Source organism: Amycolatopsis coloradensis (assembly GCF_001953865.1).
In the GTDB taxonomy this organism is placed as follows: Bacteria; Actinomycetota; Actinomycetes; order Mycobacteriales; family Pseudonocardiaceae; genus Amycolatopsis; species Amycolatopsis coloradensis.
On record NZ_MQUQ01000020.1, the window covers coordinates 84,813 to 99,632 of the forward strand.

10 protein-coding genes are annotated in these 14,820 nt (G+C 69.2%); 6 read left to right on the plus strand and 4 right to left on the minus strand.

Going from position 1 to position 14,820, the window contains the following annotated elements:
* The first annotated feature begins 12 nt into the window (after positions 1-12).
* The 5 genes from BS329_RS32990 to BS329_RS33015 all read left to right on the plus strand — a co-directional run bounded on the left by BS329_RS32990 (position 13) and on the right by BS329_RS33015 (position 9,368).
* Positions 13-2,652 (plus strand): tetratricopeptide repeat protein, encoded by a 2,640-nt coding sequence (locus BS329_RS32990; RefSeq protein WP_076165983.1) that lies wholly within the window; start codon positions 13-15, stop codon positions 2,650-2,652.
* 342 nt (positions 2,653-2,994) lie between these two features.
* On the plus strand, positions 2,995-7,968 hold the full coding sequence (locus BS329_RS33000) for an NAD-glutamate dehydrogenase (protein WP_076165986.1): 4,974 nt from the start codon (positions 2,995-2,997) through the stop codon (positions 7,966-7,968).
* Complete coding sequence (locus tag BS329_RS33005; RefSeq protein ID WP_076165988.1) at positions 7,968-8,387, plus strand: acyl-CoA thioesterase; 420 nt, start codon at positions 7,968-7,970, stop codon at positions 8,385-8,387. The genes BS329_RS33000 and BS329_RS33005 overlap by 1 nt, the downstream gene beginning before the upstream one ends.
* Entirely contained in the window at positions 8,380-9,015 is a 636-nt protein-coding gene (locus BS329_RS33010; protein WP_076165991.1) for a DUF8010 domain-containing protein, read from the plus strand. The genes BS329_RS33005 and BS329_RS33010 overlap by 8 nt, the downstream gene beginning before the upstream one ends.
* A 62-nt stretch (positions 9,016-9,077) precedes the next feature.
* Positions 9,078-9,368, plus strand: coding sequence for a hypothetical protein (locus tag BS329_RS33015; protein ID WP_076165993.1), 291 nt, complete (start codon positions 9,078-9,080; stop codon positions 9,366-9,368).
* Positions 9,369-9,444: 76 nt separating this feature from the next.
* Here the strand turns inward: BS329_RS33015 and BS329_RS33020 are convergent, their stop codons facing one another.
* Positions 9,445-10,086: a DUF305 domain-containing protein gene (locus BS329_RS33020; RefSeq protein ID WP_076165997.1), complete on the minus strand. Its 642-nt coding sequence runs from the start codon at positions 10,084-10,086 to the stop codon at positions 9,445-9,447.
* Between the two features lie 87 nt (positions 10,087-10,173).
* Here BS329_RS33020 and BS329_RS33025 point away from each other — a divergent pair, with 87 nt between their 5' ends.
* Positions 10,174-11,628: an LVIVD repeat-containing protein gene (locus BS329_RS33025; RefSeq protein WP_084750538.1), complete on the plus strand. Its 1,455-nt coding sequence runs from the start codon at positions 10,174-10,176 to the stop codon at positions 11,626-11,628.
* A gap of 82 nt (positions 11,629-11,710) precedes the next feature.
* Here BS329_RS33025 and BS329_RS33030 read toward each other — a convergent pair whose 3' ends face one another.
* From BS329_RS33030 to BS329_RS33040, 3 genes are read right to left on the minus strand one after another with little or no spacing between them, the layout of a single operon-like run.
* A complete protein-coding gene (locus BS329_RS33030) occupies positions 11,711-13,264 on the minus strand; it encodes a glycoside hydrolase family 13 protein (RefSeq protein ID WP_076166002.1) in 1,554 nt (517 codons plus the stop codon).
* Positions 13,264-13,659: a globin gene (locus tag BS329_RS33035; protein ID WP_076166005.1), complete on the minus strand. Its 396-nt coding sequence runs from the start codon at positions 13,657-13,659 to the stop codon at positions 13,264-13,266. Before BS329_RS33035 ends, BS329_RS33030 begins: the two co-directional genes overlap by 1 nt.
* 20 nt (positions 13,660-13,679) lie before the next feature.
* Positions 13,680-14,657 carry a mechanosensitive ion channel family protein gene (locus BS329_RS33040; RefSeq protein ID WP_076166008.1) on the minus strand — a complete coding sequence of 326 codons (978 nt, stop codon included), beginning with the start codon at positions 14,655-14,657 and terminating at the stop codon, positions 13,680-13,682.
* Positions 14,658-14,820 lie beyond the last annotated feature (163 nt).

The following is a 14,820-nucleotide window of genomic DNA, read 5'->3' on the forward strand; positions in this document are numbered from 1 at the left end:
CGGGGGTTCCCCGTGGAAGCCAGCAAGCGCCAACGGCCGGGCTCGCCCACCACCATGGTGGGTGGGCGGACGGCTGCCACCGGGGGAACCCTGTCCGCTGTCGGCAGGCTGATCGAACGAGCGGACGCCCTGCACCTGAGGGCGCCCGAACTCGCTCTCGTCCTCGGGGAGCGCGCGGCCGCGCTCGCCGAGGCGGCCGGTGCCGACGAGCAGTGGATCCGCGCCGAGAGCCTCGTCGTGACCGCCCGGGTGCGGCTCGGTGGCCGTCCCAGGACGGTCGGCCGGGCGGTCGCCGCCCTGCGTGCCGCCGAGCACGCGGGGTACGGCGACATCGCGGCTCGGCTGAGGATCGACCTCGCGGTCTGCGCGCGCAGTGTCGGCATCCCGCTGACCGGGCTGGCCGCACTGCGTCCGCTGCTGGCGGATCCGTCGGTCTCACCGGCGCACCGGGCCGAGGCGATGTGTCACCTCGTCGGCTGCCTGGCGCAGTTCGGTCGCAAGACGGAGCTGGACCGGGTGCTCGCCGAGGCGGACAAGCTCGTGCTCGGCGACGGCTCGATGACGGCGGATTCACAGCTGCTGATCCGTGCGTTGCTGCGGGTCGGGGTGTCGGCGCACCGTCGTCGCCACGGCGACCTGACGTCGGCGGCCGATGCCGCGCGGACCGGGCTTGGCATGCTCGAAAAGCTCGGAAACCCCGACGACGACGGAGGTCTCGTCCGGATCCGGCTGATCCTGCAACTCGTCTGCACGTTGCTGGACCGGGGTGACACGGCGATGGCGATGGAGGTCGCGCAGCCGATCCTCGACGCGCCCGTGCGGGCCGCCGGGATCTCGCCTGCCGCGTGGCTGCGGCTGGCGGTGGCCAGCCGCGTCCTGCTGCCCGCGGGATCCGGGGAAGCCGCGGGCATGCTCGTGCGCGAAGCGGTCGCCGGGACCGAGGGGCACAACCTGCACGCCGTCACGGCAAGGCTGTGGCTGGAACTCGCGCAGATCGAGGAACGGCTCGGCCGGGCAGAGGAGGCCATCGGCTGCCTGCACCGGTCCCGTGCCGCCGAGCACCTGCACGCCCGCGCGCGCAGGCAGGCCTGCAACGTCCTCCTCGGGGAGTTCGGCGCGGCCGAGAACACCGCGGTCGACCTCGACGACGTCCTGCGGGTCGTCGCCGCGCGGTCGTCCGCTCCCGCGGCACCCGCGCCGGCTCCGGCGGAAGTGACCGCGGTGATGGCGCCGATCGACGAGGTGCCCCCGAAACGGGCCGCCGCCGAGTCTCCGGTTCGCCGTGAACCGCCGCAGCCCGTACGGCACAGCAGGCGGGCGGAGCCCGCGCCGGTGCGGCCCACCCCGGCCGAGCCTCCACGCCCCGCCGTGCCTCCGCTTCCGGCTGCACCTTCCGTGGCACCCGCGGTGGAAAAGACGGAAGCTCCGGTGCTCAAGCCGCCGTCGCGGCCGGAGCCGTCTCGTGAAGTCGCGGCGTCCGACAGCGATTGGCGTCGCCGGGTGCCGAAGAAACCTCGGCAACTCAAGCCGACGATCAGGTTCGAACCCAAGATCGAGCCCGCCGCGCCGAAACTGATGCCGCCGCCTCCGAAACCGGAGCCTGCGCCGCGCCCTGCGCCGGTAGCGCGTCCCGAGCCGGAGCCCGGGCGACGCAGCCGCCCGGAGGTGCCCGCCGCTCGCGAGACCGCTCCGCGCGAGTCCACCCTTCGTGAGACCGCTCCTCGCGAGACGACCCTTCGTGAGACCGTTGGCCGCGAGCCCGTCGCTCCCGGCCCCTCGGTCTCCTGGCCCGAAACACCGATCCCGGCCGAGCGGCGGCGTCGACCCGAGGTACCCGTGCGTCACGAGGAGCCCGCACCCGTGCCCGCTCCGGAACCGGTTGTCCCGGAACTGCTTCTGGCTCCCGAACCCGCCGCCGAACCCCGGCCGCGGATCGCGGCGGAGGCCGAAGCGCCGCGTCCGCCGGGGACCGCCGCCCCGTTGTGGGAGAGCGACGAGTGGGCGGCCGAGGAGCGTGTCCGCCGGTCCGCCGCGCCCGTTTCGCGCACGACCAGGCACGACGCGGAACACGGTTCCGTGGCGGCGAAATCGGTGCTGGACCGGCTCGGGATCTCGAGCACCGGCGGACAGGGCGGTGGCCGTCGCCGGGCGGACAGCACCGGGGATTCTGTGCACCCCGAGCCCGTCGCCGAGGAACCCGCCGATACCGGACGTGCGGCCCGCCGGGAGCAGCCTCCGGTGGAGTACGCCGAACCCGCTGTCCCGCTCGCACCGCCGCCTCGGGAAGACCCGGCACCGTCGTTCGGGATCCAGCCCCCGGAAAGCACCCAGGAAAGCCCGCGGAAGGTCGCCAAGGAAGAGGTCCCGGAGCCGTGGCTGCCGCGCCTGCGGATGCCGCCGGCGCTGGACCCGTTGACCGACACCGGCTCTTGGCGGCCCATCACGCCGTTCCCGGAGAGCTACGCCCGCGCGATCGCGGAGGACGAGCCGCCGCCGGACGCCGGTCTCGCCGACCTGCTCGCCCGCGCGCTCGCCGAGCACCAGGCGGGGACCGCGAGTGCCGCCGCGCTCGTGAAACAACTCGGCTCCCCGGACTCGGGGAAGCGTCCGGTCAACGGCCGCGACCGGCATCGCACCAACGGAAGCGACTGACCGCGAGAGCAAAGGTCCCTTGCTTCGGAGTCGGAGCAAGCCCAAGCCTGACTTGAACGATTCAGTCGGCCCGGTGAGGCAGCCCTTCGTTCGTCCGATCGGCGAGGGGTGCTGGTCACCCCCGTGCGGCAGGGGCTGGAGAGGGCCGGACAGACCGGCTATGTGACCCGTCAGTAGCTGAACCGATCACGGCGATTCCGGTATCTGAGCAGGGAAATCTTCGACGGGTGGGAAGGACCCGGCCTTGTGGAGCCGACTGTCAGGAGCTGTAGGTTGGGTCTGGGCCGGTACAGAGTCGTGCCGGTCGCGGTGTCAATCTCGCTACAGTGGAGAGTTGCCTCAATGAGCTCGACGGGAGTCTCGTCCCCGCCCGGAAAAGATGTCGGCACCGAAGAGGGCGCCCGGCGCCGGTCGGCGAACCCGGAGCAGATCCGGGACGACCTGATCGACGCCGCCGCGGCGTACGCCCCGGAGATCGGCGACCTGATCCGCCTGTACTACCGGCACATCCCCGCTGAAGAGATCCTCGGTGACGACCCGGTCGACCTCGTCGGCGCCGTCCGTTCGCACCTCCAGCTGGCCAAGGACCGGATGCCCGGCCGTCCCGCCGTGCGCCTGCTGAACCCGACGGGTCCGGAAGACGGCTGGACGCGTGAGGCCACCGTCGTGCAGGTCGTCACGGACGACATGCCCTACCTCGTGGATTCCGTCGCGGCCGAGTTCGCCCGTGACGGGGTGCAGGTGCAGCGCATCGTGCACCCGATCGTCGTGGTCAGCCGCGATCTGACCGGCGAGTTGCTGGCGGTCCACCCGGACGCCGACCCGGCCGAGCCGCCCTCGAATTCGGCGGCCGAATCTTGGATGTACATCGAGATCGACCTGGTGACCGACCCGCACCGCGCTCGCGAGCTGGACAACCGGCTCTCGTCGGTGCTGGGTGACGTGCGCGAGGTCGTCGAAGACACCGACAAGATGGCGGAGACGGCGCGTCGTCTCGCCGACGAGCTGGACGCGAACCCGCCGAAGCTGTCCTCGCGCGAGGTCGCCGAAGGCGCCCGGCTGTTGCGCTGGCTCGCCGACGGTCACTTCACCTTCCTCGGCTACCGCCGCTACGAGCTGATCGACAATCCGCATCCCGACAGCGACGAGCCGGCCTTGCGTGCGGTGCTCGCGACCGGGCTGGGTGTGCTGCGGCAGGACAGCCTGGCCGCGCGCAGCCTCACCGCCGGTCCCGACACGGCGGCGTCCGCGCTCGCGCCGACGCTGCTGGTGCTGACCCAGGCCAGCGCGCCGTCCACGGTGCACCGGCCGGTCTACCCGTACTACGTCGGCGTGAAGACGTTCGACGACAAGGGAGACGTCACCGGCGAACACCGTTTCCTCGGCATGTTCACCACCACCGCCCTGCACGAGAACGTGCTGGACATCCCGGTGGTGTGCAACCGGGTCCGCGAGGTCATCCACCGCGCCGGCTTCCCGATGGAGTCCTTCTCCGGCCAGCGGATGCTCGAAGTGCTGCAGAACTGGCCGCGTGCGGACCTGTTCTCGGCCGACACCGACTCGCTGTACTCCACGACGACCGGCGCGATCACACTGTCGGATCGCAGACGCCTGCGGCTGTTCCTGCGCCGTGACCCGTACGGCCGCTTCTACTCGTGCCTCGTGTACCTCCCGCGCGACCGCTACACGACCCGTTCGCGGCTCGCGATGCAGGAGGTCCTGCTCGAAGAGCTCGAAGGCACGCAACTGGAATACAGCGCGCGCATCGGGGAGACCGTGCTCGCGCAGGTGCATTTCATCGTGCACACCGATCCCTCGCAGTGGTCGGAGCCGGACACCCTGCGCATCCAGGAACGGCTCAACGAAGCCGTGCGTGGCTGGGACGACCGGATGGTCGAGGCGATCCTCGCCGAGCGCCGCGAGCGCGCCGGCGACAGCGGCGTCGCGATCGGCCTGCTGGGCGAGGAGTCCGCGGGCGAACAAGGTCAGCGGTTCGCCGCCGTGTTCCCCGAGGGCTACAAGGAGGACTTCAGCGCGCTCGAAGCGCTCGCCGATCTCCGTGCCTTGGAGTCGCTGACCGACGAGGGCGACCTCTCGATGTCGTTCTACCTGCCCGCCGACGCCGAGCCGGGGGACCGGCGCTTCAAGCTGTACCTGCGCGGCGAGGGCGTCACCCTCTCCCAGGTGCTCCCGGTCCTGCAGCGGATGGGCGTGGAGGTCGTCGACGAGCGGCCGTACGAACTGCGCCGCGAGGACGGCGGCCGGTCGTGGATCTACGACTTCGGCCTGCGGATCGACCCGCAGGTGCTCGACCACGCCGATCACGACCTCCGCACCCGCTTCCAGGACGCGTTCCACGCCGCCTGGCGCGGCGACTGCGAGGTCGACGGCTTCAACGGTCTCGTCCTGCGCGCCGGGCTCACCTGGCGCCAGGCGGCCATCCTGCGGGCGTACTCGCGGTACCTGCGCCAGACCAAGATCCCGTTCTCGCAGGAGTACATCGAGAACACCGTCCTCGCGCACACGGACATCGCCACCGCGCTGGTGCGGCTGTTCGAGACCCGCTTCGACCTCTCGCTCGGCACCGAGGTCCGCGCGTCGCAGACCGATCAGCTCACCGCCGAGATCGGCAGGCTGGTCGACGAGGTGACCAGCCTCGACGAGGACCGGATCCTGCGACGGCTGATGGCGGTCATCCTCGCCACGCTGCGCACGAATTACCACGTGACCGACGAGGAGGGAAACTCCCGGCAATACCTGGCGCTCAAGCTCGACCCGAGCGCGGTGCCCGAGCTGCCCGAGCCGCGGCCGAAGTACGAGATCTTCGTGTACGCGCCCCGGATCGAGGGTGTGCACCTGCGTTTCGGTGACGTCGCGCGTGGTGGCCTGCGGTGGTCCGACCGCCGGGAGGATTTCCGCACGGAGATCCTCGGCCTGGTCAAAGCACAGGCGGTCAAGAACGCGGTCATCGTGCCGGTGGGCGCGAAGGGCGGCTTCGTCGTGAAGCGCCCGCCGACGGCGACCGGTGACCCGGGCCTGGACCGTGACGCCCAGCTGAACGAGGGCATCGCCTGCTACCGGATGTTCATCTCGGGCCTGCTGGACGTCACCGACAACCGCGTCGAGGGCAAGACCGTGCCTGCCCCGGGTGTGGTCCGCCACGACGGTGACGACAGCTACCTCGTGGTCGCGGCGGACAAGGGCACCGCGAAGTTCTCCGACATCGCGAACGAGGTCTCGGCGCACTACAACTTCTGGCTCGGCGACGCCTTCGCTTCCGGTGGCTCGGTCGGCTACGACCACAAGGCCATGGGCATCACCGCGAAGGGTGCTTGGGAGAGCGTCAAGCGCAACTTCCGCGAGCTGGGCAAGGACACCCAGACCGAGGACTTCACCGTCGTCGGCATCGGCGACATGATGGGTGACGTCTTCGGCAACGGCATGCTGCTCTCGGAGCACATCCGGCTCGTGGCCGCCTTCAACCACCTGCACATCTTCCTCGACCCGAACCCGGATTCGGCGACCTCGTTCACCGAGCGCCGACGGCTGTTCGACCTGCCGCGTTCGTCGTGGGAGGACTACGACCGCTCCCTGATCAGCGAGGGCGGCGGAATCTACTCGCGGTCGGCGAAGACGATCCCGATCAGCCCGCAGGTCCGCGAAGCACTCGGACTCGGCGAGGACGTCACCGCGCTGGCCCCGAGCGACCTCATGCAGGCGATCCTGCTGGCCCCGGTCGAACTGCTGTGGAACGGTGGCATCGGCACCTACGTCAAGGCCGAGAACGAGACCCACGCGGACGCGGGCGACAAGGCCAACGACGCCCTGCGCGTCAACGGGAACCAGCTCCGCGTCAAGGTCGTCGGCGAGGGCGGGAACCTCGGGCTGACGCAGCTCGGCCGGATCGAGTTCGCCCGCAACGGCGGCAAGATCAACACTGACGCGCTGGACAACTCGGCGGGCGTCGACTGCTCCGACCACGAGGTCAACATCAAGATCCTGCTGGACCACCTGGTCTCGTCCGGATCGCTGGGTGCCGAGCAGCGCAACGAACTGCTGGAGCAGATGACCGACGAGGTCGGCGAGCTGGTGCTCGCCGACAACTACCGGCAGAACGCCGTGCTCGGCGTCAGCCGGGCGCACGCCGGGCCGATGGTCTCGGTGCATCAGCGGCTCGTCGCGGCACTGGTCGCCAAGGGCGCCTTCGACCGCAAGCTCGAGGCGCTGCCGAGTTCGGCGGAGTTCCGCGCGCTGGAGAAGGCGGGCGAGGGCCTCACCTCGCCGGAACTGGCGACGCTGCTCGCGCACGTCAAGCTGGACCTCAAGGACGAGTTGCTGGCGAGCGAGCTGCCGGACTCGGAGGTGTTCTCGCGTCGTCTGCCCGAGTACTTCCCGAAGCCGCTTCGGGAGCGCTTCGGCGACGCGATCTTCCAGCACCCGCTGAAGCGCGAAATCATCACGACGATGGTGGCCAACGAGGTCGTCGACGGCGCCGGGATTTCCTACGTCTTCCGCCTGATGGAGGAGATGAACGCGACCGCGACCGACGCCGTCCGCGCGTACGCCGTGGTCACCCACGTGTACGACCTGCCCTCGCTGTGGGCGCAGATCGACGCGCTGGACAACGTCGTGCCGACCGAGGTCGCGGACGAGATGATGCTGGAGACCCGCAGGCTGCTCGACCGGGCCGCCCGCTGGTTCCTCACCAACCGGCCGCAGCCCCTCGCCCCGCTCGCGGAGATCAACCGGTTCGGCCGGGTCGTCGGCGAGCTGGCCCCCAGGGCGCACGAGCTGCTTCGCGGTGTCGAGTGCGCTTCGGTGGACGCGAACACCGCGCGACTGGTGGGGAAGGGCGTCCCGGCGGAACTGGCGGAGCGCGTGGCACTCCTGCTGCACACCTTCGGCCTGCTCGACATCACAGACGTCGCGGAGATGGCCGAGCAGCAGGCGGGGATCGACGCGGTGCACACGCCGTGGGAGACCGCGGGCCTGTACTACGCGCTGTCGGACCACCTCGGCATCGACAAGATGCTGACGTCGATCAGCGGCCTCGAACGCGGCAACCGCTGGCACGCGCTCGCGCGGCTGGCGCTGCGGGACGACGTGTACGGCTCGCTGCGGGCGATCACCCTGGACGCGTTGAAGTACAGCGATTCGGGCACCGGCCCGGACGAGAAGATCGCGCACTGGGAAAAGGCGAACGCTTCACGGTTGCAGCGGGCCCGCGTCGCGCTGGACGAGATCAGCCAGTTCGGCAAACTCGACCTGGCGACGCTGTCGGTGGCGGCGAGGCAGATCCGGAGCACGGTGAGGTAGTGAGCTACATTTCCCTGATCCGGCCGCGCTGGTCGGATATGGACGTCTACGGGCACGTCAACCACGCGAACCTGGTGACCCTGCTCGAAGAGGCACGGATTCCCCTCTTGTTCGGGGACGCCGTCCGGGCCGGGCTCACCGAACTGCCCAAGGGCATCGTGGTGGTGAAGCTGGCCGTTCATTACCGTTCGCCGATCGTGGTGTCCGATCAGGACATCCGGGTGGAGATCTCGTTGAAGGACTTGAAGCACGCCAGCTTCACCCTCGGCTACCGAGTGCACAGCGGGCCCGCCGAGGCCGACAAGGTCGCGGTCACCGCGGAGACGGTGCTCGCGCCGTTCGACACCGGGTCGGAGCGGCCCCGCCGGCTGACCGAGGACGAACGCGCCTTCCTGGAGAAGGGGTTCGCGGATGCCTGAGCTCGTCATCCCGGACGCGGGCGACCGCGAAACGCTCGGCGCGTTCGTGGCCAGGGCGGTCCGGCTCGACCAGAACACGCTGGTGCGGTTGCGGCAGCGTGGTGACGGCGTCGTCGAGGCGTGGAGCGCGACCCCGTTCGAGGTCCTCGCCACCAGGGCGGTCGCCGGCGACGTCACGCCGTCGGACGTCACGGTGTCCGGGAACGAGCTGCTCGCCGCGCTGACCATCGCGGGCGGCGAACGGATGGATCCGGGCCCGGCCCGCGACCTGATGTGGCACTCCGAACTGCCCGCCTCCGGACGCTGGCAGCTGGTGGACGAACTGCCGGCGACGGTGATCTCCGAACTGGCCGATCGCGGTGTCACGCTGGCCAGGGACAACGTCGGCCCGCACGGCAATCCGCCCGCTTCGCTGATGGACCAGGCGGTGCTCACCGTTTCGGGCAACGAGCTGGAGATCAAGGTCCAGATGCGGTGCCTGTTCGCGTTGTCCGGGATGGGTTTCGTGGACTCGTCGATCGACGGCGACGTCGTCCGCGTCACCGCGACGGATTCGTGGATGCGCATCGACGCCCGGTACGGCGCCGTCCTCAAACGCCGTCACGCGCTCCTGCCACTGCTGTTCTGACAGGTTCCTTACGCTTCGGGCCGCGGGTGGTTTCCGGCCGCCCGCGGTGTCAGGCTGTCCCCATGAGCGACAGTGTCCCTCGCGACGCCGGTAAGGACGAGGAAGACCCGACCGCGGACTTCCTCGCCGAGGTCCGGCCGGAGGAGACGCCGTGGCGGACCGAGCGCCCGCCGGGTGAGGAGGCGCCGGAACGCGCCGAACGCCCGGAGAAGTGGAGCCGGGCGAAATCGGCCGGACGGGCCGCGGCGAAAGCGGCGCCCTACGTCCAGGCCGCCGCGCTGGCGACCTGGATCGTCTCGGGCACCCTCGACGACTCCGGCGACGGCGACCTGGGCTCCTCCGGTGACGCCTGACCCCGCGTTTCGTCCTCTGGTTGCGGTAGTTGGCGACGCGAACTACCGCAACCAGAGGACGAAACGCGGAGGAGGCCTAGAGCTTCGAGCGCATGGTTTTCATGCGTTCGATCTCGGCGGACTGGCCGGTGATGACCTCCTGCGCCATCTGCTGCGCCTTGGTCTCCACTCCCTTGCCGAGCTGGGTCTCGGCCATGGTCAGCGCGCCCGTGTGATGCGCGATCATCAGGTCCAGGAACAGCTTCTCGAACGCCACACCGCTCGCCGCGCGCAGTTCCGCCAGCTGGGCGTCGGTCGCCATTCCCGGCATGAGCGCGTGCTCGTGATGGCCGCCGTGGCCTTCGTGGCCATCGCCGGGGACGGGCTTGCCGCGGTCGGCCAGCCACGTCTTCATCATCGTGACCTCACCGTCCTGCGCGACCGAGATCCGGCCCGCGATCGCCCGGATCTGCTCGTTCGCCGTCTTGCCCGGCACCAGGTCGGTCATCACCTTCGCCTGCTGGTGGTGGGGAATCATCATCGTCATGTACTCGACGTCGGCCTCGTTGGGCTGATCGCGGTTCACGGGGCCGGGGGAGCCGGTGCCCGCCTGCTCTCCGGGCTTCCCGGGCACGATCACCGGAGCACTTTGGGCCGATTGCGGCGGAGTTTCGTCACCAGTGCAGCCCGAGACTACGAAAGCAGCGGCGACCAGGGCCGATGTCAAACTTTTTCTCATCCCGGGAGTTCCTCCGTTGGTCGGTATCTGGTGAGCCTAAATAAGGAATAAGGTGCGCGTAAAGCTGGGTGGAAGGAGAGCCATATGGTGCTGCAGCCTGGGCTGAAACGCCGCTTGACCAGGGTCTTCGTGTCGGCGGCCGCGGTCGCCGCCCTCGGGGCCTCCAGTGCGCTGGCCGCGCCGGCCGTCGTCGCGGAGCCGTCGGCGACCACGATCCCGGGGGTGGACGAGATCGTCCACAGTCCCAATCTCCGGTCGATCGCGAACGTCCCGCAGCAGGGACCCTTCACCAAGGACTCGACCGGCACCGACATCGCGTTCACCAAGGGGCACGCGATCATCGGCACGTACGACGGCTTCAACGTCTTCGATGTCCGCAACCCCTACCGCCCCAAGATCGTCAGTCAGGTCCTCTGCCCCGGCGGGCAGAACGACGTGTCGGTCTCCGGCGACCTTCTCTTCCTGTCGACGGACTACGCACGCAGCGACAACTCGTGCAACAGCGCCGCGAAGCCCGCGTCGGACAAGACGGCGTGGGAGGGCATCAAGATCTTCGACATCTCGAACCTCGCGGCGCCGAAGTACGTCGCCGCGGTCGAGACCGACTGCGGTTCGCACACCAACACCCTGGTGCCGGACAAGCGCGGCAAGGACGTCTACATCTACGTCTCGTCGTACGCGCCGGCGGCCAACCTGCCCGACTGCCAGCCGCCGCACGACAAGCTCTCCATCGTCAAGGTCCCGGTGAAGGACCCGGCGAAGGCTTCGCTGGTCGCGACGCCGGTCCTGTTCCCGGACGACGGCGGCAACCCCGGTGGCACCAACCCCGACGGCACCCGCCGGTCCGCGACCACCGGTTGCCACGACCTGACGGCGCTGCCGGAGAAGGACCTCATGGCCGGTGCCTGCATGGGTGACGGCGTCCTGCTCGACATCTCCGACCGGCTCAAGCCGCGGGTGATCAACCGGGTCCAGGACAACGTGAACTTCGCGTTCTGGCACAGCGCCACCTTCAACAACGACGCCACCAAGATCGTCTTCACCGACGAGCTCGGCGGCGGCGGGATGGCGACCTGCCTGGAGAAGTTCGGTCCCACCCGCGGCGCCAACGGCATCTACGAGATCACCGGCCGCGGCGACAACCGCAAGCTGGAGTTCCGCAGCTACTACAAGATCCCGCGCTTGCAGTCCGAGACCGAGAACTGTGTGGCCCACAACGGCTCGCTGATTCCGGTGCCGGGCAAGGACATCATGGTCCAGTCCTGGTACCAGGGCGGCATCTCGGTGTGGGACTTCACCGACTCGGCGAAGCCGAAGGAGATCGCGTACTGGGAGCGGGGCCCGCTCTCGAACGAGAAGCTCGTCGTCGGTGGCACCTGGTCGGCGTACTGGTACAACGGCCACATCTTCTCGTCCGACATCGTGAAGGGCCTGGACGTCCTGGACCTCAACGACTGGCGGACCTTCCCGGCGAAGCTCGTCCGGCAGAACGAGTTCAACGCCCAGACGCAGTACAAGCTGCACCCGGGCTTCAACAAGTGATCCGGTGAACCAGGTGTGAAATGAACGGACCTTTCATAACAAATCCTGTTATAAAAGGTCCGTTCATAACATTCCAGGACGCTCAGACCAGCCAGGCGGCCGCGTCCGGCGGCAGTTTCCCGTCCACCAGCGGCACACTCGACAGCAGCACCTCACCCCGCGGCAGCGCGATCGGGCTCGCCGACGTGTTCAGCGCGCAGACCAGCCCGCCACCCCGCCGCCGGAACGCGAAACATCCGGCCGGCGCGCCGTACCAGTCCAGGTCTTCGCCGCTGAAAGCCTTGTGCGACTTACGGATCTCGATCGCCCGCCGGTACAGCGACAGCGTCGACGCCGGATCCTCCAGCTGAGCTTCCACGGTCACCGGCGCCCACGAGGCCGGCATCGGCAGCCACGTCCGCGGATTCCGCGAGAAACCGAACGGCGGCCGGTCGCCTTCCCACGGCAGCGGCACGCGCGACGCGTCCCGGCCGAATTCGGCGCCGGAAATCTTGGCTCGCGGGTCCGCGAGCGCGTCGGGCGGGAGGTCGACGTTGCCGAGCCCCAGTTCCTCGCCGTTGTACAGGTAGATCGTCCCGGGCAGCGCGAGTTCCACGAGCGCCATCGCCCGCGCCCGCCACACCCCTCGGTCACCGTCGCCGTACCGGCTGACCTGCCGCCAGACGTCGTGGTTGCTCAGCGTCCAGGTGGCCGGGGCCCCGGTCGACTTCGGCACCGCCAAGGACCGCTCGATGGCCGTCCGCAGCGCGTCGGCGTCGAAATGTGTGAGCACGAGCCGGAAGTTGAACGCCAGGTGCAGTTCGTCCGGCCGCAGATAGCGGGCGAGGCGTTCCTCGTCGGTCACCCAGATCTCGCCGACGGCCATCGTGCCCGGGTACTCGTCGAGCACCCCGCGGATCATCTGGTGGATCTCGTGGACGCGATCGTTGTCGAACCGCGGGTCGTAGAACTCGCTCGGCCCGATCGCGTCCACCCTCGGGTCCATGTCCGGCAGGCCGGGCGGTTTCGCCATGCCGTGCGCGACGTCGATGCGGAAGCCGTCCACCCCGTGGTCCAGCCAGAACCGCAGGGTGCGCTCCAGATCGGCGGCGACCTCGTGGTTGGCCCAGTTCAGGTCCGGTTGCTGCGGCGAGAACAGGTGCAGGTACCACTGGCCGTCCGGGATCCGGGTCCACGCCGGGCCGCCGAACGCGCTGACCCAGTTGTTCGGCGGCAGGTCGCCGCGCGGGCCGAGCCCGTCGCGGAAGATGTAGCGATCCCGTTCCGGGCTGCCCGGCGGCGCCGCCATCGCCGACCTGAACCAGGCGTGGGTGTTGCTGGTGTGGTTGGGGACGACGTCGATGGTGACCTTGATGCCGCGTTTGTGCGCCTCGGTCAGCAGTACGTCGAAGTCGCCGAGGGTGCCGAACATCGGGTCGACGTCGCGTGGATCGGCGATGTCGTAACCGTGGTCGGCCATGGGCGAGCGGTAGAACGGCGTCAGCCACAGCGCGTCCACCCCGAGCAGCTCCAGGTACCCGAGCTTGCCGCGGATGCCTTCGAGGTCGCCGACGCCGTCCCCGTCGGAATCGGCGAACGAGCGCACGTAGACCTGGTAGAAGACCGCCTGGTCCCACCACGCCGCGCTCGTCGCCATCACACGAAGCTGTTCATCATGCTGTTGGCGGCCATCTCCAGGTACGCCCACAGCTGCGTGCGGTACGGCTCTTCGATGTGCTCCTCGTCGACCGCGATCTTGATGCAGCGCAGCCAGGCGTCGCGTTCGATCGGGCCGACCTTGAACGGCGCGTGCCGCATCCGCAGCCGGGGGTGGCCGCGCTGGTCCGAGTAGGTGTGCGGGCCGCCCCAGTACTGCATGAGGAACAGCCGGAAGCGCTCCTCGGCCGGGCCGAGGTCCTCCTCGGGGTACAGCGGGCGAAGCACCTCGTCGACCGCCACTTCGGCGTAGAACCGCGCGACGATCCGGGTGAACACCGGTTCACCGCCGATCGCCTCGTACAGGGTCGTGGGGTCTGGCTCGCTCACGGACACAGCTCCATTCTGCCCTTGTCCTACTGGCTCGCGGTGCCGGACGACATAAAGCGCCCCAGAGGAGGTTCGAAGCCCGCTTCGTCGAGCGCGGCGAGCAGATGCGCCCGCAGCGCGCGCTGCACCGCCCACTGCTTGCCAGGCCGGACCTTCACGGTCAGGCGGACCTTGATGCCCTCCGGCGTCACGGTCTCCACACCGAGCATCTCGGGCGGTTCCAGCACGTTGGGTGACAGCGCCTCGTTCTCCAGCAGCGTCTTCGACTTCGCGGCCATCAGCTCGGTGGCTTTCTCGACGTCGACGGAGTAGCTGAGCGGGACGTCGACAACGGCGACCGCGAAGCCCTGGCTCGAGTTGCCGACCCGCAGCACCTCGCCGTTGCGGACGTACCAGACGGTGCCATTGATGTCACGCAGGGTGGTGATCCGGAGGCCGACCGCCTCGACGGTTCCCGACGCCTCGCCGACGTCGACGACGTCACCGACGCCGTACTGGTCCTCGATCATCATGAAGATGCCGGAGAGGAAGTCCTTCACCAGGTTCTGCGCGCCGAAACCGAGGGCGACACCGACGATGCCGGCGGAGGCGATGATCGGCGCCAGGTCGATGCCCAGTTCGCCCAGCACGAGGATGAACGCCAGGCCGTAGATGAACAGTGTCGCCATCGACTTGAGCACCGAGCCGATGGTGGCGGCGCGCTGACGGCGTCGTTCCATCACCGCCGACCCGAGCACCTCGGGAGCCTTCTCCCGCAACGGTCTCAACAGGGCGGGCAGCTTCCTGGAACCGCTCGGCATCCGCGTCACGCGGTTGATCAGGCGCCGCACCAGGTACCGCAGCAGAAACGCCACGGCGACGATCATCAGTATCTTGATCGGCTTCGTCAGCAGCCAGCCCGCCGACGCGGAGAGCCATTCGTTCTTTGTGACCTCGAACACCTGGCCGCACAGGGTGCTGGCGTCCTTCGTGCAGGCTGGGGGTTCGGTGGGCAGCAGGTTCACTGAGAAGAAATGTCCTTTCGTGCTCGGCGGGGTTTCGTTCGCGCCGCTCGGCGCGGCAGGCGCACCGGCGGATCCGAAAACCCGGCTTCAGGTGGCCGCGGGGTCGCGGGCGTGTGACACGTCCAGTAACACACGTGCGCTTTGGGGCTGATCTGTGGTCGAC

Bases quoted from the DNA above. Each gene is read 5' to 3' on its own strand.
- BS329_RS33020 (WP_076165997.1), bottom strand. From the start codon at position 10,086: ATGAGAAAAAGTTTGACATCGGCCCTGGTCGCCGCTGCTTTCGTAGTC.
- BS329_RS33015 (WP_076165993.1), top strand. From the start codon at position 9,078: ATGAGCGACAGTGTCCCTCGCGACGCCGGTAAGGACGAGGAAGACCCG.
- BS329_RS33030 (WP_076166002.1), bottom strand. From the start codon at position 13,264: ATGGCGACGAGCGCGGCGTGGTGGGACCAGGCGGTCTTCTACCAGGTC.
- BS329_RS33000 (WP_076165986.1), top strand. From the start codon at position 2,995: ATGAGCTCGACGGGAGTCTCGTCCCCGCCCGGAAAAGATGTCGGCACC.
- BS329_RS33010 (WP_076165991.1), top strand. From the start codon at position 8,380: ATGCCTGAGCTCGTCATCCCGGACGCGGGCGACCGCGAAACGCTCGGC.